Annotated in this window: 17 protein-coding genes; 1 reads left to right on the forward strand and 16 read right to left on the reverse strand. The window is 38.5% G+C overall.

What is annotated here, in order from left to right:
* Nucleotides 1-2 precede the first annotated feature (2 nt).
* On the reverse strand, nucleotides 3-416 hold the full coding sequence (locus ACTJKN_RS19580; RefSeq protein WP_440827418.1) for a VOC family protein: 414 nt from the start codon (nucleotides 414-416) through the stop codon (nucleotides 3-5).
* A 6-nt stretch (nucleotides 417-422) separates the two neighbouring features.
* A complete protein-coding gene (locus ACTJKN_RS19585; protein ID WP_440827419.1) occupies nucleotides 423-833 on the reverse strand; it encodes a transcriptional regulator in 411 nt (136 codons plus the stop codon).
* Between the two features lie 145 nt (nucleotides 834-978).
* Between ACTJKN_RS19585 and ACTJKN_RS19590 the strand changes: the two genes are divergently transcribed.
* Nucleotides 979-1965, forward strand: coding sequence for a GlxA family transcriptional regulator (locus ACTJKN_RS19590; RefSeq protein WP_440827421.1), 987 nt, complete (start codon nucleotides 979-981; stop codon nucleotides 1963-1965).
* A 262-nt stretch (nucleotides 1966-2227) separates the two neighbouring features.
* Here ACTJKN_RS19590 and ACTJKN_RS19595 read toward each other — a convergent pair whose 3' ends face one another.
* The 14 genes from ACTJKN_RS19595 to ACTJKN_RS19660 all read right to left on the reverse strand — a co-directional run bounded on the left by ACTJKN_RS19595 (nucleotide 2228) and on the right by ACTJKN_RS19660 (nucleotide 26738).
* On the reverse strand, nucleotides 2228-2617 hold the full coding sequence (locus ACTJKN_RS19595) for a LiaF transmembrane domain-containing protein (RefSeq protein ID WP_440827423.1): 390 nt from the start codon (nucleotides 2615-2617) through the stop codon (nucleotides 2228-2230).
* Between the two features lie 243 nt (nucleotides 2618-2860).
* The gene (rpiA, locus tag ACTJKN_RS19600; RefSeq protein WP_440827425.1) at nucleotides 2861-3550 is read right to left on the reverse strand and encodes a ribose-5-phosphate isomerase RpiA; all 690 of its coding nucleotides are present in this window, start codon (nucleotides 3548-3550) and stop codon (nucleotides 2861-2863) included.
* 984 nt (nucleotides 3551-4534) lie between these two features.
* Entirely contained in the window at nucleotides 4535-6496 is a 1962-nt protein-coding gene (locus ACTJKN_RS19605; protein WP_440827426.1) for a hypothetical protein, read from the reverse strand.
* 11 nt (nucleotides 6497-6507) lie between these two features.
* Nucleotides 6508-7911 carry a 3-keto-disaccharide hydrolase gene (locus ACTJKN_RS19610; protein ID WP_440827427.1) on the reverse strand — a complete coding sequence of 468 codons (1404 nt, stop codon included), beginning with the start codon at nucleotides 7909-7911 and terminating at the stop codon, nucleotides 6508-6510.
* 88 nt (nucleotides 7912-7999) lie between these two features.
* Nucleotides 8000-10288: a GH92 family glycosyl hydrolase gene (locus ACTJKN_RS19615; protein WP_440827429.1), complete on the reverse strand. Its 2289-nt coding sequence runs from the start codon at nucleotides 10286-10288 to the stop codon at nucleotides 8000-8002.
* Nucleotides 10289-10323: 35 nt separating this feature from the next.
* Complete coding sequence (locus tag ACTJKN_RS19620) at nucleotides 10324-10995, reverse strand: basic secretory protein-like protein (protein ID WP_440827430.1); 672 nt, start codon at nucleotides 10993-10995, stop codon at nucleotides 10324-10326.
* 259 nt (nucleotides 10996-11254) lie between these two features.
* The gene (locus ACTJKN_RS19625; protein WP_440827432.1) at nucleotides 11255-12226 is read right to left on the reverse strand and encodes a basic secretory protein-like protein; all 972 of its coding nucleotides are present in this window, start codon (nucleotides 12224-12226) and stop codon (nucleotides 11255-11257) included.
* A 274-nt stretch (nucleotides 12227-12500) separates the two neighbouring features.
* The gene (locus ACTJKN_RS19630; RefSeq protein WP_440827434.1) at nucleotides 12501-13376 is read right to left on the reverse strand and encodes an ROK family protein; all 876 of its coding nucleotides are present in this window, start codon (nucleotides 13374-13376) and stop codon (nucleotides 12501-12503) included.
* 68 nt (nucleotides 13377-13444) lie between these two features.
* Nucleotides 13445-15712, reverse strand: a complete 2268-nt coding sequence (locus ACTJKN_RS19635) for a GH92 family glycosyl hydrolase (RefSeq protein ID WP_440827436.1) — start codon at nucleotides 15710-15712, stop codon at nucleotides 13445-13447.
* 113 nt (nucleotides 15713-15825) lie between these two features.
* Nucleotides 15826-18270, reverse strand: coding sequence for a glutaminase domain-containing protein (locus ACTJKN_RS19640; RefSeq protein WP_440827438.1), 2445 nt, complete (start codon nucleotides 18268-18270; stop codon nucleotides 15826-15828).
* A 219-nt stretch (nucleotides 18271-18489) separates the two neighbouring features.
* On the reverse strand, nucleotides 18490-19494 hold the full coding sequence (locus tag ACTJKN_RS19645) for a LacI family DNA-binding transcriptional regulator (RefSeq protein ID WP_440827440.1): 1005 nt from the start codon (nucleotides 19492-19494) through the stop codon (nucleotides 18490-18492).
* 197 nt (nucleotides 19495-19691) lie between these two features.
* Nucleotides 19692-21344, reverse strand: a complete 1653-nt coding sequence (locus tag ACTJKN_RS19650; protein WP_440827441.1) for a RagB/SusD family nutrient uptake outer membrane protein — start codon at nucleotides 21342-21344, stop codon at nucleotides 19692-19694.
* 11 nt (nucleotides 21345-21355) lie between these two features.
* Nucleotides 21356-24394: a SusC/RagA family TonB-linked outer membrane protein gene (locus ACTJKN_RS19655; protein WP_440827442.1), complete on the reverse strand. Its 3039-nt coding sequence runs from the start codon at nucleotides 24392-24394 to the stop codon at nucleotides 21356-21358.
* 673 nt (nucleotides 24395-25067) lie between these two features.
* Nucleotides 25068-26738, reverse strand: coding sequence for a RagB/SusD family nutrient uptake outer membrane protein (locus tag ACTJKN_RS19660; RefSeq protein ID WP_440827443.1), 1671 nt, complete (start codon nucleotides 26736-26738; stop codon nucleotides 25068-25070).
* Between the last annotated feature and the right edge of the window lie 6 nt (nucleotides 26739-26744).

Genomic DNA, 26744 nt, shown 5'->3' on the forward strand with positions numbered 1-26744 from the left:
ATTTAGCTGTTTTTATCGTAATTTATTAACCAATTATTTCCAAAGCGATCTGTTAAATCGCCAAAAAGTGCTCCCCAAAATGTTTCCTGTAGTGGATGAGAGGCCTTCCCTCCTGCTGAAAGTTTACGGTAAAAAGACTGGGCCTCTTCTTCCGAATTGCAATTCAGCATCATAGAAATAGAATTTCCCTTAATTAATCCGCGTTCTTCTACCATATCTGTTGCCATAATCACCAAATCATCTTTAGCCAAAACAGCATGCATAATACTCCGCTTCATAATATTGGGCATTTTATCAACAATAACCGATTCTCCAATGGTTTCGAGGGTCAATTCTCCACCCAAACATTCCTGATAAAATGTCATTGCTTCACGGCAATTGCCGTTAAAAGTGAGATATGAATTAATACTTGCCAATTGATTTTATTTTTTGATGCCTAGCATTAAGCGCACATCTGTTTCGTTAATATACATTTCGAGGCAATAGCCGTTTGGATCGATGTTAGGTTGATTGAGCAATTTTTCGAAGATCTTCTCAATCTGGCTAATATCTGTCATAAAATCGGGAACCAGTTCGCTAATAAATGTTCCTTTCTTTAGGTTAAAGGCTTCAATACCAAATTTTTCAGCTTCACCATCTGTAATTTCTTCAACGGCAGCCTTATAAATAATATCCCGCTTTTCGTTAGGCCTGCTTATTCCAAAATACCTGCGTTGCTTATCAAGCGGAAACAGGGCATGAAGTTTTTGGTGGGCCGCTAAAACGCCATTGGGGAAAGATTCGGCCGTAATGCACATCACCTTAATATCCTCATTTAAAATATACTCTTCCATTGTCCATTATCGGCATTTCCGTTTTAAAAATTTAACTGTAAACGATTAACAACACAAACATACGGGCAGAAATTAACAAGCTAAATATGCGGAAACGACAATTGCGGGGGTTGTTTACGACAAATAGCCTCGTTATATTTGAGTTATGAAACATGTATCTATCTTAATTCCAGAGACTGCCGTGATTGAAGCCATTGCAGATCCCCGCTACCTATTTACCGCTGTTAACGAATTTTTACAGGCATCGGGCAAACTCCCGCTTTTTAAAGTTGAGCTTATAGGGATGACGAAAGAGGTGAGGTTGAACAACAGCCTTTTTTCTGTGCACGCCGATAAACTGTTGCATGAGGTTGAACATACCGACCTTATATTTGTACCAGCCATTAGCGGCAATATAGGTTATGCGATGGAAGCCAATCAGGATCTGCTGCCGTGGATTATAAAACAGCATGCTAAAGGTGCAGAAGTAGCTTCGCTCTGCATGGGTGCATTTTTACTGGCTGCAACCGGTTTGTTAAATGGCAGAAAATGTTCTACGCATTGGCTGTTTGCCAACCAGTTTAGAGAGATGTTTCCTGAAGTAGAGCTGGTTGATGGGAGTATTATTACCGATACTCAGGGTTTATATTCTAGCGGTGGTGCAAACTCTTACTGGAACTTACTTTTATACCTGGTTGAAAAATATACAGATAGAGATACCGCCATTTTAGCGGCAAAATACTTTGCTATTGATATCGATCGCGAAAGTCAGCTGGCTTTTATGATGTTCCAGGGACAAAAAGGGCATGAAGATGCGAAGATTAAAAAAGCGCAGGAATTTATTGATGGCAATTACCAGGACCGGATTACGGTAGATCAACTCGCCGATATGCTGGCATTGGGTAGAAGAAGTTTTGAGCGGAGATTTAAAAGTGCTACCAAAAATACAGTAATCGAGTACATCCAAAGGGTTAAAATTGAGGCGGCCAAACGAAGTTTCGAATCGAGCAGAAAAAACATAACTGAGGTAATGTTTGATGTAGGTTATACAGACACAAAATCATTTAGAGATGTTTTCAAAAAAATTACCGGTTTAACACCGATTGAGTACCGGAACAAATACCATAAAGCGCTACCTGTTTTGCAGGTTTAAATAAATTTGCAGAAAAAAATAAAAAAAAATTAAGCTGCACACAATATATTCTGTTTACAGCGTTTATGTATGTGAGAGCGTTAATTTAGATGACGGGGATACTGCCTAAGGGTGGAATCCCCGTTTCTTTTTTGGCAAAAACGCAAAGGGCATAGACCCATAGCGATTGAAACTCGAAGCGCCTTGCCTCTGCCATTAAGCACAAAAAAGGGGCATTGTTAAAAAATGTCCCTTTTTAAGATATATGATGGAGTTAAGAATTTTAGCTTTCTTTATCAGTAAAATCAACTGGTTTCTTTTCAAAATACTGATCGAAGTTTTCCACTTTTTTAGGTTTTAGAATTACATATAGTCCTAATCCGATTAGTATTAAAGCTGTACTGATTCGTGACAGGTCAAAATCAAAAATGGTTATCGCTTTAAGGGTAAATAAACCACCTATTATAGTTAAGGCTAACCAGCTGCTGCCCTGGAAATTTTTACGGTAACCCATCCACAAACCTACACCTAACATAATGGTGTGCCATTTCAATATCCAGTGTGGAACATCTATTCCTGAGTTTCTTAACAAGAACACCGAACCGATTGCTATAATTAAAACACCTAAACCAAATTGTTTATCTGCGTGATTTTTTTTGATTAAATTTTCCATGACTGTTTGTTTTTATAATTCAAATGTATCACGAATACCAATGCTGGGGAATGGCTTTTCCCTCAGTTGTGATGTTTTATCGGTGAGTGAAATAAAACTGTCGGTAAAAAAATTATGAGATTTTAAGGGAGGGCGGATTTATCGGTGAAAATGTTATTAGTCCGAAGTCAGTAGTCCTGAGTCCGAAGTCGATTAATCTATGTAAACAATAAACCAATGACTAATGAACCAGTGAACTAACTATCATTCGAAAATGATAATATTAGCTCCTTCGCTCATAATTACTTTTGAAGTAATGTTAATGAATAATCCATGAGCCAATAATCCGTTAATCTGGTTCAGGTTAGCAGATAATTTTGCAGGATCATCAATGAGACCAAAATCGGCGTCGATAATCAGGTTACCATTATCGGTAATAAATGTTCTGTTAGCTACAGACCTCAATATGCCCTTTCCACCAAGTTCATTAATCTGATCGAACACATATTGATAGGCCAATGGAATTACTTCGATAGGAACAGTAAAAGCACCCAATTTTTTAACCTTTTTAGAAGCATCCGTAATGATGATGGCATTTTTACTCAGTGAAGCAATTATCTTTTCTCTAAATAGTGCCCCGCCTCCACCTTTAATCAGATCGAGTGATTCTGTAAATTCGTCGGCACCATCGATACTGATATCAATTTTGCTTAAACGCCCGAGATCAAGAATCTCGATGCCCAAAGATTTAGCGAGTTCTGCTGTCCGGATGGAACTTGCGGCAGCCTTTATCTTAAGTCCATCTTTTACACGTTTACCTAATTCTTTAATGGCAAAGGTTGTAGTAGATCCCGTACCCAGGCCTACTATATCACCATCTTTAACAAATTTTACTGCAGCCAGGGCAGCTGCCAGTTTTTCTGCGTCTTGTTGAGTTTTATCTATAGTAGCCATAAAGTAAAAATAGGTTTAAATGGTAAACATCGCAAAAACGAAAAAAAATTTACTGCTGATGCAATAAATCGTTTTTATAGCGTTTATGTATATGAGAGCGTTAATTTAGATGATGGGGATTCTGCAATAGTGGAATCCCCATTTCTTTTAGATGATATTCTAATAGAATGATCACAAACGTCGTTAATGGCAATCCCGTTGCGATGTGACAAGGAGAAATTTCAAAAAAAAACAACGATTTTCGTTTACCTATCCTTTACCCTTTCTTGCTACCAAGTTAACCCCAGGTTAACCCCAGGGTTACCTTTTCTTTACCTTTTGGTTACCTAAAAGGTAAAGCCATGCGCTGCTTTGGGGCTTTCTTCGGTGAGTCAGGGCCGATGCTCTCCGCCAGCAGGTGCCTAGGATACCTAGGCATTATCAAAACCATTCCCAAAAAAAATTACTGTTAATGCAATAAATCGTTTTTACAGCGTTTATGTATATGAGAGCGTTAATTTAGATGATGGGGATTCTGCAATAGTGGAATCCCCATTTCTTTTTCCCATACGTTATGTCATTCTGAGGGATAATTTATTTTATAAAAATCAATATAATCAACAGTGAATTTTAAGGAGATAAACGGTCTCAAAGTATCGTCATTTCGACCGTAGTGTTCCAAAGGAACTCCTTTGGAGGAGAAATCTTTTAACTTCATTTCAATAATTTGCTTCAAAGATCTCTCTCCCGAAACTTCGGGATTGCACTCCATCCGATAGCCATCGGATCGAGAGGACGATATTGTAATCTGTACTGAATTACTCCCACACAAATCAAAGTGGAAAAAATTTTACGCACAATACAATAAATCTTATTTACAGCGTTTATATATCTGAGAGCGTTAATTTAGATGATGGGGATTCTGCAATAGTGGAATCCCCATTTCTTTTATAACAAAAAAACGGCTGGTATTTCTACCAACCGTTTCCTAACAATTAAACTCACTTATTTATTTAAAGAATTTATCCATCCTGCAATTTTTAAAGCTTCTGCTTTGGTTACCTGCGGCATTGGAGGCATTTCTGTTGAGTAACCCGGCCAATTTTGTGGTTGTGGATTGTGAATCAACTGAAATATTTTCTCTGCTGAATATTTACGTTTTGCGATTTCTACGAATGGCGGGCCAATTTGTCTTTTGGTTTGATTGTGGCAGGCCAGACAAGTATTTTTTGTTAATAACCCTTCAACTTCTTTAAAGGTAGGTGCTTTAACCGTAGCTGTAGGCTTAGCTGGAGTAGCTGCTCCTTTTGCTTCAGGCGCTTTCCCTTTTGTTGCCTTTGGAGCAGTTGTTTTCTTCGCAGGAGCATTTACCGGTGCCGCCGAGTTTTTGGTACTCACTTCACTGGTAGAAAGTTTATTTCCATCGGGAATTTGGTTCAAGGTGTAATAAGCTACCGGGTGAACTAAAGAATAAAAACCATCTTGAGATCTTAAACCATCTAATGTTAAGGTATGGATATAATATTGACGAAGGTTTTGTACAATAATTCTGGCTTTTAAACCATCTGCCGAGACTTTAACCCCAGATATTTTTAGTTTCTCGGTGTTTACTGGAGGTGAACCATACACAGGGTGATATTTGTAAATAAAGCTTTCTGCATCATATGAAGCTAAATCTTCAGCCGATTTACGATCTACAGGCATAGTAAACTCCACTTCAAAACCATCAGGCATTGCTCTAACGGCTTTCATTTCGAAAGGGGTTTTATTATTGTATACCAGTCTTTCTAAACCTTCGTTAGCATCACCTGCCGATCCCCAACCGCGGTTGGTTTCGCCAACAAATAGCGACCCATCAGTGCCCCACTCTAACCTCAATACGCCAGAACGGAAACCTTTACGGAAAAGGAAAGCAGCGCCTTGTTCCTCACCTTTCACCGTTTCCATAAAAATCCTCGAAATGATACTCATTCCCTGATCGCCAACTAAAATCTGACCAGCGAACGGGCCGAATGTGTTTGCAGGAATTTTAACAGGTTCTGCGGAAGAGATTCCCAAAATACCATAAGGCAACCAAACCGATGGCAAACGTAATTCAGGGAATACTTTCTTCATTTCGAATAAGGTTTTGAATGTTTCGTTTACCCTATTCTCTGGTTTAATGTATCTTCCTTGTTCGTTTTTGGTTCTACGTTCGTCTATTTGCGAGTAAAAGAAATCTGACTGCAGTTTAACCGGAGAGTTTGGTAAGTTGGTCCATCTTAAACTGGCCGGATGTCCCATAAAATCACCTTTATTTACTTTCCATAAACCACCTGAACCTACCCAGTCGCCCTGATTTTCGGTATAATAAAACTGGCCATCAATAGTGCCAATCCCGGCTGGCGAACGGAAACCCGCAGCATAAGGACTCATTTTACCATCTTCGGTAATGTTCATGGCCCAACCACGCATCGGCACACGGCTTTCTGCTCTCCACCATTCTTCATCGCCAAAGGCCACATTTCCGGTAACCATAAAAGTACCATCAGGCATTAACTTCGGTCCAAAACTATATTCGTGGTAATGGCCGCTTAAAGGCCACGCATAAATGGTTTCGTATACATCGGCTTTGCCATCCTGGTCTTTATCAACCAGTTTAGTCAACTCGCCGCGTTGTGCCACGTATAATGCACCATTTTTATAGGCGATTCCCAAAATTTCGTGTAGGCCATATGCAAATCTGCGCCAGTAAGGCTTGGCACTTGTAGGGTTTTCTACAATGTACACCTCTCCCCTACGGGTAGAAATGCCTAAATCGCCATTAGGTAAGGTAACCAGACCACCAACTTCTAAAATAGGGCCTTCTGGTAAGCGTACTTTATTTATCTTGAAAAAATCTTCTTCTTTCGGTGTTTCTTGTGCAAAGACTGTAGTAAAGCTAAAACTTAATGCCAGTATTGCTAATTTTTTAAATGTATTTCTCATTGTTATTCCAATTAAAACAAAATGGTATAATTTAACTTAGTTCCAATAGCTACGATAACTTCTTTCTTGCCATCAACTTCTCTGATTACTGGTTTAGCAGCTCCTTCAGCAAGTTGGATATAGTAAGATTTATCATCAATCAGGTATAAACCTTTGGCTACTTCCTCTATATCAGAAGCAGTTGCCAATAGGAAATATAAATCTTTTGATGGTTTATCAACAGCAATCTCTCTCGTTAAACCTTGTCCATTTTCCATCACCTTAACGGCATCGGTAACATTTGTTCCGTTAATGATGTATTTAAACTCCGGACGGTCTTGTTTATCCATTACATAACCTTTGGTTCTGAAACCAGTACCAGTAGTATCAGCAATCCACTTATCCTGATCGTTCGCTAATTTTGCTATGGCCAAAATTGGCTTTTTAGTAAAACGGGTAACACTGCCCAAGGCACGCGAGGTACCGTTTCCACGGCCATCCCACATTGGTGTAGCATCGATAAAATCGCCATGCCACCCCTGTAATAATGTACCATTATCTAAATCGTAGCTATAAGCAACTTTTTCTGGCCCGCCAACCGAAATAGCATGTACCGAGCGTACTCTTGGCGCAACATCAACAAAACTTCTGATCATGTTGTTGCTTGCCGCTTCAATGTAAATTGGATCTGCCCCACCGTTTTGGTTTGGTTTTGGAATTTCTGATAATTCGTTGATCTGGATATTTCTGAACGCTACCGAACCGTGATCGCCCTGTAAACGTAAAGGTCCTTTTGCTTTTTCAGCTCCTGCAGCTCCTCTCGTTGCACCAAATAGCTCAACATTTTCGTGAATCAGTACACCGTTTAGCTCTGCACTGATGATTTTAGCATTCTGCGTTTTCTTACCTGATGCATCGAATTTTGGTGCCTGGAAGATAATTTTAATGTGCTGCCATAAACCTGGCGCTTTACTTGCATTTTGACGGGGTGCAACACCTCCAAATCCTTTTTCGGCTTCGGGTTTGCTATCATCCCAACGTTGGTAAATACCACCATTGTTTGATGAACTTGGGTTTTTCAGCCCCCACGCGTCATCAATCTGAATTTCGTAGTTACCTTGCAGATAAATACCAGAATTTGTTCCTTTTGCAGTTAAATAATCTAATTCTACTGTTACATCACCGTATTCATTTATGGTGTATAAATCGGAACCAGCTTTTTTTGCTGTAGATTGATTGATCAATATCCCTTCGCCTTTGGTTGTTTTTAAAACATTTTCGGCGTTTAGGTCGGCCACTACATTTTGGGCGAGTGACCATGAATTTGAAGGGTTTTTAAAGGCTGAAAGATCTTTGAGATCAATACGCTGGCCAAACGCCAACAGGGTTCCGCAAAGCCAGAAAATGGCTGTAAAACCCGTCTTTGAAATATTCATATACTTGGTTTGTTAGTTTTAGCCTAAAGCTAGATTTCGTTTAAAATCCATCGGATAAATGGCTTTACCCGATGGATTATTATTTTTTCTATTTTTCTGTTGATAATGAATAAGGGAAATCAGCTGGATTTGAACCTCTGGTTTTATTCGGCGTTGCTGTCATATTGAAATTTAACACTGCACCTTTTTGCAAACCACTATGGCTGATCCAGTTTTTAGAGTATGGTTTACCGTTCATCTGTAACGACTGAACATAACGGTTGTTATCACTATTGGCAGCTGCATTAATCACCACAGTTTTACCATTTTCTAAAGTAACAGTTATCTTTTTAAACAAAGGAGCACCCAAAACATACTGATCAACCGCAGGTGTTACCGGATAAAAGCCCATTGCCGAGAAAACGTACCAGGCAGAAGTTTGCCCGTTATCCTCGTCACCACAATATCCATCAGGAGTAGGTTTGTACATTCTGTTCATGGTTTCTCTTACCCAATATTGTGTTTTATAAGGCGCACCACCGTAGTTATACAGGTAAATCATGTGCTGGATCGGTTGGTTACCATGTGCGTACTGGCCCATGTTTGCAATCTGCATTTCGCGGATTTCGTGAATTACACCACCGTAGGCACTCTCATCAAATACCGGAGGCATAGAGAACACAGAATCCAATTTGGTTACAAATTTACTATGGCCACCCATTAATTTGGCTAAACCATCAACATCCTGGAAAACAGACCAGGTGTAATGCCAGCTATTACCTTCGGTAAATGCACCGCCCCATTTAAATGGACTGAATGGGCTTTGGAACGTTCCATCCTGATTTTTGCCACGCATTAAACCCGAAGCCGGATCGAAAAGATTCTTGTAGTTCATTGCTCTTTTCTTATAAATATCGATCTCCGAAGCCGGTTTGCCTAAAGCCCTTCCCAATTGATAAATGGTAAAATCGTCATAAGAATATTCTAAGGTTTTAGCGGCATTTTCATTCTTTTTCACATCGAAAGGCACATAGCCCAATTCATTGTAATATTTAACACCATCGCGGCCAACGGCTTCCATAGGGCCCTCGTTGTTTGCACCATGTTTTAAAGCCTGCCATAACGTTTCAATGTCATAGCCGCGCATGCCTTTGATATAAGCATCAGAAACTACCGAAGCAGAGTTGTTACCCACCATAATGTTTGCATAACCCGGACTGCTCCACTCTGGCAACCAACCGCCTTCTTTGTAATCGTTGATTAAGCCTTGCTGCATTTCCTTGTTTATTGAAGGATAAACCAGGTTTAAAAAAGGATATAATGCCCTGAAAGTATCCCAGAAACCCGTTCCAGCGAACATGTATCCTGGCAAAACCTGCCCATTGTAAGGACTCCAGTGTACAATCTGGTTCTGTGCATCAATTTCATATAATTTATTGGGAAAGAACAAGGTACGGTACATTGCCGAATAGAAAGTACGCGTTTGATCTATCGTACCCCCTTCAACTGAAATTTTACTTAACGTTTTGTTCCAGGTTGCTCTACCTTTTGCTTTCGTAGCATCGAAACCATCATTGGCCAATTCTCTTTTTAGGTTTAAATCGGCCTGCTCAAAACTGATAAATGAAGAGGCCACTTTTGCAATTACCTGCTCGCCTTTTTGTGTGGCGAAGCCAATAACAGCACCGGCATGATCTACAGTTAATTCTAAATCTTTATCGTTAAGTTTTTTATCATCCCAGGTTTTAGCCAATTTAAAATCTTTGTTGAAATAGATTACAAAGTAATTTTTGAAATTTTTAGGCAGCGGACCACGGGCATATTTAGTGGTATAACCGATAATTTTTCTTTCTGCCGGTATAATTTTAATGTAAGAACCTTTATTCTGTGCATCTACTACCACATAAGCACTATCCGTTTTAGGGAAGGTAAACCTGAACTGGGCAGCACGTTCTGTTGGCGTAATTTCGGTGGTTACATCAGCATCTGCTAAATAAACACTGTAATAATATGGCTTAGAAACCTCTGCTTTGTGGCTGAACCAGCTTGCACGGTCGTCATCTGTGAATTTTAATTTGCCAGTAACGGGCATAATAGAAAAAGCGCCGTAATCGTTCATCCAGGGCGAAGGCTGATGTGTTTGTTTAAAGCCACGGATTTTGTCGGCATCGTAAACATAAGCCCATCCATCGCCGCTTTTACCTGTTTGTGGTGTCCACATGTTCATTCCCCAGGGCAAACCAATTGCCGGATAGGTGTTTCCGTTAGATAATGATGGCTTGGATGCCGTTCCCATTAAAGGGTTTATCCAATCTACCGGATCTGTAATTTTGCCTATTGTTTGCGCGAAGCTGGTTGACGCCGCAACACTCAATAAAGCGATAAATAATCTTTTCATTTGTTGTGTTTGTGTTTTATATGCTTGTATTTATTTTAAACTTCCGAATTTTTAACGTAATCTGCCCAAAGTGCATCTAAACCTTTACCCGTTAATTTTGTCCAGATATCTTTGGTATAAGTGTGATCTCTTAAAGATGCATCAATGGTTTTAATAATACCCGGTTTTACACTTTTCTCCATCCAGGCAAAAAAACCTGCAGTAATGCGGTAGCTGTTTTTATAACTGTGATCTGGCTTTAAAGCCGGGAGCGACCATTTGGCACCTTCATTATCAACGCCAAATTTATAGCGTGCATAATCGGCTATGCCTTCTGTTAACCAGCCCGGGCCAACACTCCGGCCATAATCTTGTACAATGTGCATCACCTCGTGGGTTACTACATCAATATCTTCAGGATGTTTTTCCATCCAGATCGAACTGAAGGTTACTTTCCCATCAGCAGTTGCCGCCACACCTTTGTAAGCCGTATCTACAAAAAATTTAACTTCTTTTACGGTGGATGGATTATATTCTTTGGCGAGTTTTGGGTAAACTTCGAAAAAAGTTTTGATTAACCGTTTCTTTAATTGAGGGTCTAATTCCTTAAAATTGCTCTCGAACAATAAGGTATAACCACTTTTCTTTGTGATTTCCTGGGCTTTTAAATGGGCTGAAAAGGCCGAAACAAACATTAGGAAGATTGAAAAAGTAAATATTTTTTTCATCTGATTATATTTTTATTGTGATGGATTTTTACTTTGGTTAGCATGTTTAGTTCTGCAAAATAAATATAATATGTAAAACGATTTAGTAAATGATCAAAAATTTTACTTTGGTGATGATTATTTTTACAAAACAGCGGATCGTCACGTTGAGTGCAGTGCAACGAGTCGAGACATCTGTCTAGATGGACGCTCCATCCCACTGCGTTTTATCCGATAGCTATCGGATCGGGATGACGACCATTCTATGTAGATAAATTTTTTACTTTTTACTGCTATAAGTAAGGCTTACTTTTTGGGGTTCTTTACTGTAATCTTCCCAAAGCTGGTCGACAGTTTTTCCGGTTAGAGCTGCCCAAGATTGTTCGTTGTACTGATGTGCTCTTAACTGTTGATCTAAAGTAGCAATTAAGCCAGGTTTCACATTTTGCTCTAACCATGCAAAAAACCTTGCGGTAATACGGTAACTATTCTTATAACTCTGCTTTGTATTATAATCTGGCAAACTCCATTTCGAGCCCACATTATCAACACCATACTTATAGCGCACATAATCGGCAATACCTTCGGTTAGCCATACCGGACCAGCACTATAGCCATAGCCCTGAACAATGTGCATGGTTTCGTGTGTTACCACATCAATATCGGTTGGATGCGCTTTCATGTAAGCAGCACTAAACAAAATTCTGTTTCCGCTTGCTTCTGCAACTGCTTTGTAAGCTGTATCAACCACAAATAACACATCGTGCGTAGATTTATCGTTAAATGTTTTAACCAGGGTTGGATAGATTTCGAAATAAGTAGCAATTAACTTCTTTCTTACGGTTGGATCTAAATTTGGGTCTTTACTTATAAATGTTAATTCATAACCTTTGTGTTTTTCTTTACTGTAAGAAACCCAGTTTTTTGAAAGTGCATTAAATAATTCTTTATCGATCTTAGATTGCGATTTACCTTTTACCCAACCGCTATTAACCTTAATTTCTCCTGCTTTGGCTTTAATGGTTTCGGTTTCGTTGTTGGCAAATGTTAGCTCAACCTTTCTCTTGGTACGGTACCCATCGGCCATGGCAAATTTTGGGTAAATGTGGATAAAAGCAGTATCTAATCTGGCTTTGGTTATAGCGTCAGCAACATTGCTTTCATCGTTGAAGGTTAATTCATAACCTTTATTCTGCGCAAAGGTACTTATAGCGCTCGCCAGCAACGCGGTTATTAAAAGCTTCTTAATCATGGTTTGTTGGTGTGTATTTTTAATTGAAATATTTTAAAATTTAAAAGTGATTTAACGTTATACTAAAACGTTTTATTAAACAATAATAGGCATAATATCGCAGATGAAAAATTAATTCCATTTTTTTGATAAATAGAGGCAAAAAGATCAATAACTAAAATACACGAATGACAAACAGGATTGCCATGAAAAAGGGCGTTATGCTGTAGAGAAAGACAAAAGAGGAACAGACTGCAGGACTAATTATGTTAGGTCACCCGCAGTCCTCTCCTTATTAAGTTAAGCTTAAATCGCAGCAACTTGCAGCACCAATCAATGCTGCATGTTCTTTTAATTCTGAAATTTTGATATCAGTATCTATTTCATTGCCTTTTAACGTTGCAATTAATTCGGGTGCAAAAGCACTAAAAGATTGCGCAATATTGCCACCAACAATAACCATATCTATTTTATGCTTTCTGATAATAGGAATTAAAAACTGGGCAAGGTTATAACCAAATTCCATAAATACCCGGGTGGCAAAATGATCGGTTTCTACCATTTCCACCAATTCTTTCACGCCATCTACCGTTTTGCCGCTAAGCTGGTTAAAACGTTTTACGAACCAGCGCGTAGAAAGGTAATCTTCCGCAATTCCGTCTAAAAATTCGGAGTTCCAAAGGTCAGCATCAAAAGCTTTATAATTGAGACAAAGCGATGAGCCAAGGCCCGTACCAAGCGTTAAGCCCAACACACTGGCATTTCCTTTGGCAGCGCCAGCAAAAACCTCACCTTGTAAAAAACCGGCTGCATCATTTATAAAGTGAATATGCTCTGTAGGGATATCTAACCTCTTCGACAATTCCTCTTTTACATTGATCTGGTAAAGTGATTTAAACTTATCCTGGTCTTTGATTAATGAAATGCCTTCACTATAATTAAAAGGACCAGGCATGGCAATTCCAACATTCCGGGCACCGTTTTTAATATTTTTAAAAGCCTTATTGATGATATCGCACCATGCCGATAAAATCACTTCTTTACTCTCCTGTGAATTCACAGGGCTACGTTTGATAGAATCCTTAACCAAAGTTCTTGTTTCCAAATCCACCAATGCGGCCGTAATATGCGAGCCGCCAATATCTACACCTAATGCAACAGGCTTTTCCATTCTATATATATTTCTGTTATCTATTCTTTATAATCTGAATTAATTCGCCAAAAGTAGCAATTCAATATCTATTTACTGATTGAAAATGGCTTATCTTCTTCTAATAATCCTCTATTTAACGAAGGTTTAACATTCATCTCTAATTTTAACACCCCTCCTTTTAACAAATCGCTATGGTTTATAAAATTTTTGGTATAATTTTTACCATTTAAGCTTGCCGATTTTATATAAACATTGGCAGCATTATTGGCGGGTGCCTCAATGACGAATTTTTTGCCGTTTTCTAAATTAATAGTCGTTTTTTTAAACATTGGACTTCCTAAAACGTACTCCCCAGTACCTGGCGTTACGCTGTAAAACCCTAATGCACTTAAAACATACCACGATGAAGTCTGCCCTTGGTCTTCGTCTCCAGGATAACCGTTTTCTGTGGCATCGTACAGTTCATGCATCACCTTACGGGCATAAAATTGTGCCTTCCAGGGTTGGTTGGCATAATTATACAAATACACCATGTGCTGTATCGGTTGATTTCCATGTGCATATTGGCCCATGTTGGCCATTACCATTTCGGTCATTTCATGAATCATCCCGCCATACGAACCCACATTTACTTTATTAGGTTCGCTGAAAACAGAATCGAGCTTGGCGATGAAATTGCTTTTCCCTCCCATCAAATTAATTAAACCTTTGGTATCTTGAAAAACCGACCATTGCCAATGCCAGGCATTTCCTTCGGTAAATGGCCCTCCCCATTCCGTTGGGTCGAAATTTGGCGACCATTTTCCCTCTGCGTTCCTACCCCTCATAAAACGGGTAGAAGGATCATAAACATTTTTATAATTGAACATGGGTTTCTCAAAAACCTTCATATAATGCTTATCTCCAATCATTTCTGCCAAATGGTAAGCGCAATAGTCATCGTAGGCATACTCTAGTGTTTTGGCTGTAGCTTCTCTGTATTTTGGATAAGGCACATACCCCAATTGGTTATATTCTGTTACACCGTCCCTACCATTTGCAGGACCCCACGGCCCCTTATTCATTGCTTCGTGATAATAAGCATCTAACGCCTTTTTCGGATCAAACGTTCTGATTCCTTTTGCCCAGGCATCGGTTAACAAAGAAATAGCGTGGTTACCAATCATACTTCCAGCTTCGCTGGGAAAAGACCACGATGGCAACCAACCACATTGCGCATAGGCATCGAGCATGGCCTGCATATAACGACCATGCATTTCTGGCTGTACCAGTGTGTTTAGTGGAAATTGCGCGCGGAAGGTATCCCAGAAACCCGTATCGGTAAACATATATCCATCATGCACTTTACCGTCATACGGACTAAAGTAATATGGTTTTCCGGCTTCATTTATTTCATAAAACTTTCTGGAGAACAGGCTTGCCCTAAAAAAGCAAGAATAAAAAGTTTCCATATCTGCTTTAGATCCGCCTTCTACTTCTATCTTACCAAGCGATTTATTCCACACCGCAGCAGCATGGGCTTTGGTATCTTCCAAGGTCTTATCATTGCCCAGTTCTCTTTTTAAATTGAGTTCGGCCTGTTGTAAACTGATATAAGACGAAGCTGTTTTTACCTGTACTTTTGTGCCAGATTCGAACTGTACAAATGCACCTTTTCCCAATCCTTCAGCAGAAATAGAATCTTTTGCAATGGTATTACGTTTATTCTCCCAAGTACCGTACGATTTAATCGGTTGATCGAACTGGATTACGAAATAACTTTTCCAACCTCTTTTAAAACCTTCACCATTGTTTACCCAACCCGTTATTTTATTTTCTTTAGGATAGATCTGAACGCCGCTCAATCTGTTGTATCCGTCTAAAATCAAAAAGCTTCTTTTGCCTTTTGGATAGCTGAACCTGAGGTGCGCGCCACGCTCTGATGGTGAAATTTCGGTGGTAATATCATTTTCGAATGTTACCTTATAATAGTTTGGTTTAGCAATCTCGTCCTGATGACTAAATTTAGTTTCGCGTTTATCTTCATTTACTATCAGTTCATCAACCATTGGCATTAAAGAAAATACGGCATAGTCTCTCGTCCACGAACTGCATTGATGCGCTTGCTGAAAGCCTCTGATTTTATCTTTAAAATATTGATATTTCCAACCATCGCCATTTCTACCGGTTTGCGGGGTCCAGGTATGCATGCCAAATGGTAATGCCGTTGTTGGATAGGTATTCCCTCTGGTGAGTTCGTGTTTGGAGTTTGTGCCCTGAAGTGTGTTAACATAGTGAACCCAATCTTTCTGCTGTGCCAATAAACCTTTGGCAGCAAGGCAGCATAAAATGGATGCGATTAATTTAAATTTCATTTGTTTGTGTGTTTATTCTTTCCAGCCGATATAACCAAAATCAAACTGTATATTTTTTTTAAAAACCGGCATTTGTGAGCGCAGTTATAGGCTTGCAAACGCTGATTATATGATTATTTAATATTCCATTTATCGGCTAACATTTTGATGAAATAACCGCCAACCACACTTCTCGCCTGAAAGCCTGTCATTTTCCCATTGGTAGTTTCATGCCAGTCGCTCAATGGCACCTTGCTCTCCGTTTCGGTCGCAAAACGATATATCGGACTGATAAATTTTTGAAAATCGGCTTCGTTATCAGCCAAGGTAGCTGTCCACATAATCCAGTCAGATTTGGTGTAAGTTCTACGGCTGTCCAACGGTAATCCGAAATCTTTTTGTTTGGTTAAATAAAAGTTAATTTCCTTTTTGTATACTTCTTTAGGAAAAAGATCAAGTTTTAAAAGTTTGTCCCAAACGAGGTTGTACTTCTGGCTCCAGGTATTTTTGTCATTAAAGGTTAAAGCGTAATGATCGCCATCATCTGCAAGTTTCATCCAGTTTTGGGCCATCTGTAAGGCAGCTGTTCTATATTTTGTAGCTACATCGGCCTTGCCTAATAATTGCGCCATTTGTGCGTAAGCACCTAAAGCTACAATAGCTTTTACCGATAAATTCGAATTCCGGGCCAAATGGCCTGCAAAATCATCGGTGCATAATTGATTTGCCGGATCGAAACCTTCTCTTAGCAGATAGTTTGCCCATACAGACATTACCTCCCAATGTTTCTCGGCGTACTTTGCATTTCCTTCTGCCTTCGTAATGGCAGCGGTTAAAATGATCATATTTCCGGCTTCTTCTACCGGCATATCTTCACCATAAGTTTGACCGTTTGCTAAAGGATAAGTACCTAAATCATGTGCTGCAAATGGCTTCTTCCATTTTCCACTTTCTGAATAATAGAAGATACCATTAAGCATTCCTTTTAACAATTCGGGATTGTACACCAAAAATTGTGGTGCTGACGGATAAGTAACATCCACTGTATTGATTGATCCGTTACTAAAATTTTCTTTCGATAGGAAGAGGATATCTCCATTTGGGGCATATACGATTTTGTGTGCTGCAATAGCCTGTCTATAAGCTAATTTACACATATCAGCGTATTCTTTCCCCCCAGCCTTTTCGGCGTCGGCGTATAGTTTGGCATCAAAAATGGCACACTTGGTTTTTAACAAAGGGTATTGGGCATTCGCCTCAGCCAGCTGATCTTCGAATTGCTGTGAACCAGCCTGTCGCCAAACGGGCTGCAGCTTTTCGCCAAAGTATTCAACCGATTTTAGGTCATCATAGCCCAGCATCATATATTTATCTACCGGGGTTGAAGAAACCGAACCGAAAGGAATAATACTGCTTAGGTTTAGGCTTTTTGAATTTAAAACCTCTGTTTGTATAGGATATTTGGAATTGACGAAACTTTTTAAGCTTTCGTTCTGCTTACCAATAAATTGAGTGGCATTAAACCTGGCGGGAACAGCTACATATAAATAGCCCCAATCGATCCGTAAATCATCTCCCCGTTTCTTTAACACCGGCTGTTCTACAGTCCCCGTTTTTAAGATAGAGAGATTGTTCTTCGAACGTTTCCAGGCCGATACACTTTGGCTTGGTGTATTTACAGCCAGGTTTGATGATGCACCAAAGAAAATATCTACACTATGCGGCTTGGCATCAGTAGATTTTACAGTATAATTGATATAACTGATTGGCCTGGCGGTTAATTTAATATCGTTAAGCAACAACGGGGAGGTGAAAGCTACCTGGAGTTCTACATAGCCACAGCTAAAAGTATATTTGGTAGTGGTGGCCTCTATGGACACATTGGTTTGAGTGGCGGGAGCAATTTCTACATTGTCTGCAGCTTCTTCTACAAGCCCGGCATCTAAATGCCTGCCGCCAGCTGTATTTTTACAGTGGATGGCCAATACATTTTTCCCTGTTTTTAATAACTCGTCTTCAATGGGCACATAAATATAATCAGAAACCCATCCATTCTTTTTGTAAATTATTTTACCGTTTAAATAAACAATTACATTATCATCGTGATTGAGTTTTAAGTATTTTTTTGTAGCCGATACATTGGTTATATTGAAGGTTCTTCTAAAGTAAAGATCGTCGCTATTCCATTTTGTTTTGGCAGAATTATCGTCTCCAAAAGGAGCTTCGGCTTTTTTCCAGCTATTATCATTGTAGTTGTTGCTTTCCCAACCTGCTTCGGGTTTATCGAAACTGTAACTGGCCTGATATTTTAAAACATCAGCAGCTGGGAGTATTTCTTTAAAAGTTTGGCTTTCTTCGCCTAGAAACCGATAAAATTTACCATCTACTTTAATAACACCCAGCAAAGATTGCTCCTTTCCTGTCCAATGTTTAGTTACCGATTGGTTAAGCCCATCGCCAAAAGACCAAACACTGAAATAAGCATCGTGTGTAATTAAGGGATAAGCAGGTGCCTTATCTTGTGCTTTTGTAATCAAATTAAAAAAAAGACAAAGTGCTACTAAGGAAAGTTTTCTCATAAGTTAATATTTGGTTTTCACTGCAGTTAATAAAACGTTTTACCAATTTATCGACTAAATATCTTAAGCATGGCTTAAATAAGCTACGAAAGATAATGCTGGTTTAAATTGTTCTATGCTTGTAAAAGACTGTATAAAGTAAAACGTTTTACTAATATCAATATTAGAGAAATAAAAATCATATTAAAATAGCTTAGCGTAACATTTAAGTTACCGGCATTAATCCCTGATAATTAATTTAGCTGGAATGATAATCTCTTGACTCTCTGGCTTAGTTTTGGTTGACAGCTGTTTAAGAATTAGCCTTATTACATTTTCTGCAATTTCTTCGAGTGGTTGCTGAACTGTTGAAATACCAGGCGTATGCAGTTCGAAAGCTTCATGATCATCGTATGCAATAATGGCAAAGTCGTCGCCAATTTTCTTTTTGATCTTTTTCAACACTTTTAAGCCACTAATCGCCAAATAATTGGTTGCAAATAATACTGCATCAATTTTTTTGTTTTCTAAGAGTTCTTCAATCTGAGCAATGGTTTCGCCCTCTTCCTGATTAAAATGGATCTTTAAAACCAGGTTGTCATCATACTTGATTCCGTTATCTTCTAATGCTTTTTTATAACCATCATAACGCTCTATTATCTGCTCTACATTGATATCAGTAGTAACCAAGGCAATATTCTTTTTACCCTGATCGATAAAATGCTGTATTGACTGGTATGAAGCATTAAAATGATCGGCTCCAACATAGCTGGTATTAATTTCCGGCAAATTTCTATCGAACAGGATTACCGGATTTCCATCATCAAGAAGCATCTGAATATCTTCTTCTATTCCTTTTATTGGCGAGATGATATAGGCATCAACTTTTCGCGATTTGAACATGTTGATTAGTTCCTTCGCTTTGTCGATACTGTTTTCTGTACTGGAATAAATAATCTTATATCCTCTTTTATAGGCTTTATCCTCGATTAACCTTGCAATCCTGGAGAAGAAAGAATTGGAAATGTCTTCTATAATCAGGCCGATGATATTGGAGTTGCCGGTTCTTAAACTTCTTGCGATCTGATTGGGTTTATAACCACTTTCTTCGATAATTTTTTCTACTTTCTCTATTACTGCTTCGCTTATCGATTTCTCTTTTGCTTTACCGTTAATAATGAATGAAACTGTGGTAATGGATACATTTGCTTTTACGGCTATATCTTTGATAGAAAGCGATTTCATTTGGTTGGATGTCTTTTGAGTTAATCAATTCAAAGCTAAATAAAAATTGCAGCTTTTAAATTTTTGCCTGTTATAAAAACGCAATTTAACATTTTTTATGTTAATCGTTTTAGAAACGCTTGTTAAAGGACAGCACAGCATCAATTATAAGGCTTAAACAGCAAAAGGCGCCATTTAAAGCGCCTTTTGTATCAAAATTAATATCCTGGGTTTTGTTTAATATTCTCGTTTAATGTTCTCTGAATTAAAGGAATTGGGAATATTTGTCTGAAAGCTGCAGAAGGAGTATGATCCCACCAACTTTGAGTATGAAATTTTCCAAAACGAATTAAATCATCGCGACGGAAACCTTCAAATACAAATTCTCTACCTCTTTCGTTCAATAACTCATCAAGTGTTAAAGTTGCAGTTGTATATTCATTTGCAGGCCAGGTAGCAGCCGTAAATGCACGTTTTTTACAATCGTTAACCAACTGAACTGCTTGAGCATTTGCTGTACCACCATTTTTACGCATTAATGCTTCGGCTTTTGCAAAATAAACCCAAGTTAAGCGATATAAATTCCAGTCTGTACAATTATAGTTAAGATCAATTGCAACAGGCATTCCACCTACTGTACCAGCAACGTTGTTTCCTAATTTATATTTATTAAAACGAACACCACTGTTTTCTTCTCCTTCACTCATGTTAGAAACTGTAGAGCCTACTTTGGCACGACGAATTTCATCAACAAAATTAATTTGTTGACCATCGTACTCATTACCACCAGAAGCAAGTGCTTGTTGTCCATTGTCAAATCTAACTTGAGGGCCTTGTAACAACCAAGTTGTTTTTCTCAAATCATCATTGTTATACTTTGTGTAATTACCTGGAACCATTACCACTCCATTATTTCCATTTCTAGAACCACCATAGATTCTGTCTTGTTGGAAATGGAAGAATTCACCTGTCCATGATGGCTGTGAGTTAGCGATTCTAAATTCATAAGCAATAGCAAAAATCACTTCTTTAGATAAATCATTTGTGCTTTTAAACTGATCGGTAATGTTTGCATCAAGTTCCATATTTCCATTCTGTCCACCAGCTTCATTGTTAATTAATTTATCAGCAGCAGCTATACAATCATCCCAACGAGCAGTTCCTGTCCAAACTTCAGCATTTAAGTAAAGCTCAACCAACATGGCATAACCACCAGCTTTAGTCATTCGGCCAATCATATTTCTTGATAAGTTTGGTGCCTTATCAATATTATCTTTGATTTCTTTTTCGATAAAAGCAAAAACTTCAGCACGCGGTCTAGTCTCTGGTTTTGCAGGAGTACCCACTTGGGTTACGATCGGAATATTTCCAAAAAGATCCATCAATTTCAGATAGTGATATGCTCTTAAAAGCTTCAATTCAGCAATATAACCGTCTTTTTCTATTTGGGTTATGCCCATTTGTTCTAGATTACGCTTTTCTAAGTTTTCTATTGGATCGTTACAGTATCCAACACCTCCGTACATTAAAGACCAAGCGTTATTCAATGGTCCATCATCTACCAACCAGGTATGATAGTGTAAACGTTTCCATTTACCACCATCTTCTCCATGTCTTCCTTTTGTTGGCCAAGCCAACTGATCGCCAGAAAGTTCTGATGGCCTCCACCATCCGTCTTGACCTGATGGTGTTGCCCAAGCATTTGCATGAGTATATGGTCTTAAAACTGCAGATATAACTTCGTTTTTGTTATTGTAATAATTATCAGTGATTAGCTGACTATATATTTTCTCGTCTAAGTTAGTACATGCATTAAATAATACAGGTGAAACTAAGAGCACAGATAGAATAATTTTTTTATATGTTTTCATTTTTCTTATTATTAAAATCCAAAATTTACGCCGAACACAAAACTTCTGGTTGTTGGATAAGGACTTCTGGTATCAATACCTAAACTACGTCCATTAATTTCTTGACCTAAGCCCGTATCTTGAATCAAATCAGGATCGTTACCTGTGTAACCAGTTAACAATGCCAGGTTTTGACCAACGGCGTATACGCGTAAGCTTCTGAATGCCTTATCTTTAAATTTGAATGTATAACCTAGAGTTACCTCATCAACTTTTAAGAAACTTCCGTTTTCTAGATAATAATCAGAATACATATACGTATCATTGATTTCTGCATATTTAGTAAAAGCACTGTTTAATAAGTTACCCTGTGTTCCAAATTTGTTTCCATAAGATAAAGCAACAGTATTTAATACATCAAAGTCTAATTTACTTCTTAAGAAAATTCTCAAATCAAATTGCTTGTAAGTAAAAGTATTTCCTAACGACAGGTAATACTTAGGAATTGCATTTCCAATAACCTGCAAATCGGTTTGATCGCGGAAAGGAGACATATTAATTTGTGCATTTGGCACCGCTTGACCAGCACGGTTAGTAAATAACCATTTACCATCTGGTGTGAAACTGTTAAAACGTTTACCCCAGAACTCGCCAATGTTACGACCTTCGTATGTACGGAACGCGTTACCGAGAGCACCTGCACCACCGATACTTCCAAATGGTTCCATATCTCTTCTGAATTCATCATTTGAAAAAGTTACTAGCTTATTATCAATTGTACTTCCTGCAAAATCAACATTCCATGAAAAGTCTTTATTCTTTATTGCTGCATAACTCAATGTCAATTCAATACCTTTTGCAGAAATTGTACCTACGTTAGTATAGATAGTACTTGCAACATATGGAGGTTGTGGAGAGGTATAAGTATAAAGTAAATCTTCAATATCACGTTTGAAAACATCTACCGAGCCACTCAATTTATTGTTGAACATGGCAAAATCCAAACCTAAGTTATATTCCTTTTTACGCTCCCATCTTAAATTTGGATTTGGATTACGTGATGGGCCATAAGTTTGTAACCATTGGTTTCCAGGGAAAGGATAAAGATTACCTGGACTTAAGGTTACTAAAGATGCATAGTTTGCAAAGCCAGAGTTACCGGTTTCGCCGTATCCTGCTCTAATTTTTAAGAAATTAAGCCATTTGGCATTTTCCATAAATTTCTCGCGGGTAATTTCCCATGATGCAGAAACTGCCGGAAAACTTGCCCATTTATTGTTCGCTCCAAATTTTGACGATCCCTCTCTTCTTAATACAGCCTCGAAGTTAACTTTACCATCGAAAGTGTAGTGCACACGACCAAATAACGCTATTAACGTATTATCGTTTTTATTACTGGCAATACCGATTCTATTTACTGCAACTGGCACACTGCCCAAGTTGTTTTCTTCGAAAATATCGTTTGTATAGCCGCGGTTGTTTGCGCTGAAAGATTCGTTTACTTCATAACGGTAAGAATAACCGATCATACCTGTTAAACGATGTTTATCTTTAATCGTTTTGCTATACTCAATTGTTGGCTCAAAGTTAAAGTTTTCATTTAACTCAGTCCCTTTATAGGCATAACCACCACCTGGTGCGTCACCATTCTCTACAGAATTTTGACTTCCAAGTAAACGATATTGATTATCAACAAACTGATTTCTCTGATAAGCAACAAATGCTGATGCTTTCAGATCTTTCATTATGTCAATGTCGATTTTACCATCTACAGAATAAGTTTGCTGATTTCTTTTATTTGTCTCTTGTGCTAAACGAGCAATCTCATTGGTAATATTTCTGGTAAATAAATAAGAACCATTAGGATTATAATACGATTCAGTAGGGTTTTTGGTTAAAACAGTTTCCCAGCCACCGCCACCTAATAAATTGGCTCTATTGATGTTCGAGGCAACATTAAACATCGCAGTAACTTTATCTTTAAAGCCCTTTTGTGTTAAGCTCATTCTAAATTGATACTGTTCTCTGCTGTTTTCTTTTGCAAAACCATCTAACTTATTATAAGTAAATGATCCACGGTAGTTCGATTTATCGCTACCACCAGAAACCGATAAATTTTGATAGTTCGTTAAATTATCTTTATTGATAAGATCGTCGAAATAATTAAAGTCGCCGCCGTAATCTTGAGCAGTATATTGTCCAGCTGCAATTTTTTCTCTGAACTGAGTTGCGCTCATGAAATCAGGACGCTCGTACAATGTTTCATGTTTTGCGTAACCATTGTAACTGAACTGAGCAGCTCCTTTACGGCCTTTTTTTGTTGTAACCAAAATAACACCTGCATTAGCTCTGGTACCGTAAATTGCTGCCGCAGAACCATCTTTTAATACAGTAAAAGATTCGATATCATCTTGTTGCAGTAAATCTAAATTACCACCAGGAATTCCATCAATTACGATAAGCGGGCTCGCTGTACCTGAAATTGAGGTAACACCACGAAGCTGAATAGCTACGCCGGTATTTGGGTTTGAGCTACTTCTGGTAATTTGTAAACCAGCAACTTTACCTTGTAATAAATCCAGCGCATTTCTAGCACCACTTTGTCTGAATTGACTGGTGTCTACTTTAGTGATAGCAGATGTTAATTCTCTTTGACTACGGCTACCATAACCAACAACAACAACATCATCCAGTTTAGTATCAGCAGACACAGCTAATTTGATATTTAATGTGGTTTGGTTAGCAATTGTGATGTTCTGGGTTGTATAGCCTATATAACCGATCCTTATCACATCACCTACATTTGCTTCTATACTAAATTTTCCAGTTGCATCGGTTACAACGCCTTTGCCAGAAGTTACATTCTTAATACCTACGCCTGGGATAGGCTGGCTATTCTCATCAAGAACTACCCCCGAAACGACCTTTTGTACCCGAGCATGCTCCAATATCTTGCTCTCGTTTAAGCGCCCTCCTGCAGCTCCCAATTTTGCGTTCATTGAAAACGCAGGACTGTTTAGCAATACAATTGCAGCAGACAGCCCCGTAACTTTAAGTAAATTAATTCTCATTAGCGGTTTTGTTAAATTATAAATTGATTAGTTATTTGTTTCCCTGGTAATCTTTTTATCTGTGATGGAAATGCCCCACTTGATTAGCTGTCGAACATTTGAAGCGTTTATTGGGTTAAAGGTTTGATCTGATCATGACAGAAACTAACTCGCACGACCTAGTCTGTTTTTACGTTTGGTAAAAACTATTAAAATTCAGTAAGGAGTTGCTGTAATGCTCATAATAAATAGACCGGCTAAGCTAAAACGTTTTAGTCAATCAATTATAAGAATTTTCGACTATTATAAAACGTTTTAGTAAGTAAAAAAAATATTACAATCGAACGAGAGTCCGATTTTCTCTTAGTCTAAGACTAAACGAGCGGGGGATAATTACCTCTTCAGCAGGTGATTTACCTTCTGAAGAAAGCTGGCTTAAAATGAGTTAATAATGGTTTCGGCTATTTCCTCCGGGGGCTGGTGAATAGCAGAATACCAGGGGTATGCAGTTTGAATGCTTCATGATCATTATATGTGATAACCGCGAAATCATCTCCTACTTTGGCCTGTTATAAAAACTCAAATTAACATTTTTATATTAATCGTTTAGAAAAGCCTGTTAAAGGACGGCACAGCATAAATATGAAGGCTTAAAACAGCAAAAGGCGCTGATCCGGCGCCTTTTGTATCAAAATTAATATCCTGGGTTTTGTTTAAGTTTCGAATTTAAATCTATCTGTCGTTGTGGGATTGGGAATAAATTCCTGTGCGCTGATGACGGAGAGTGGTCCCACCAGTTTGTAGTTGTAAATTTGCCAAACCTGATGAGATCGTCTCTTCTAAAACCTTCGAAAATGAATTCCCTTCCTCTTTCAGCCAACAATTCATCTAAAGTTAGGGTGGTTGTAGTGTAAGCGCGACTTGGCCAGGCTGCCGCAGTATAGGCTCTCTTTTTAACATCGTTAATTAAAGTAACGGCATCAGCAGTAGCTACACCGCCATTTTTACGCATTATAGCTTCTGCCTTAGCAAAATAAATCCAGGTTAAGCGATAAATATTCCAATCGGTATTGTTATAATTTGGATCAGGTTGAACGGCAATAGTATCTATTCCGTTAACAACAAAACCAGCGATCGAATTTCCCAACCGATATTTGTTAAACCGGACACCACTATTTTCTTCACCTTCGCTCATGGTAGAAACTGTAGAGTTTTTTGTGTTTTTTTGAATATTATCAACAAAAACAAGGGGTTTGCCTGCATATTCTACAGTTCCCAGTACAGGATCCTTAGGGTTTGCAAATTTGAATTGTGGGCCAATCAACAACCACTGTTTTTTTCTCTGATCATCATCATCATATTTGTTATAAACATTCGGAATTACCACCACGCCATCGTTACCGTTTCTACCACCTCCATAAATGTCTTTTTGTGCAAAGTGAAAAAAATCTGCTGCAAAACCAGGTTCAAAATTAGCACGCTTGTAATCATAGGCTATGGAAAAAATCACTTCTTTTGATAGGTCGTTGGTTGTGTTGAACTGGCTTAGAATATCCTTATCTAAAGCCATTGCACCATTTTGTCCTCCGCCTTGATTGGCGATTAATTTATCGGCAGCGGCAATACAGTCGTCCCAACGTGGCGTACCTGTCCAAACTTCTGCATTAAGATAGAGCTCCACCAACATTGCATAACCACCTGCCTGACTCATCCTGCCCAGCATTTGTCGCGAAAGTTTTGGTGTTTTTTCTATATTTTCTCTTATTTCCTTTTCGATAAAATCAAATACTTCTTTTCTGCTCGATGTTGCAGGGTACTGCTCAGTTGGCACACTACCTGTAGGTACGTTGAGGCTAATGGGGATATTTCCAAATAAGTCCATCAGTTTTAAATAATGGAACGCCCTAAGGAGTTTCAATTCCGCGATATACGCGTCTTTTTCAGCCTGTGTAATGCCCATTTCCGAAATACTTCTGTTTTCAAGATTTTGTATTGGGCTATTGCATAATCCCATTCCCCAGTACATCAGGTTCCAGGCATTGTTATAGCCTGCTTCATCAACAGTCCAGCTATGGTAGTGCAACCTCTTCCATTGTCCCCCATCTTCACCATGCGGACCTTTAGTTGGCCAAGCCAGCTGATCAGCAGAAAGTTCTGCCATGCGCCACCAACCATTTTGCCCAGCTGGAGCTACCCAGGCATTGGCATGGGTATACGGACGCAGTACGGCAGATAAAACTTCATTTTTATTAGTATAAAAAACGTCTGCAGGAATCTGGTCGTACGCATTTTCATCTAGTTTAGTACAGGAGAACCCTAGTCCTACAAGCATAAACATTACTATATATTTTATATTATTTTTCATGATATT

This window comes from Pedobacter sp. 22163 (assembly GCF_052045595.1).
Lineage (GTDB): Bacteria > Bacteroidota > Bacteroidia > Sphingobacteriales > Sphingobacteriaceae > Pedobacter.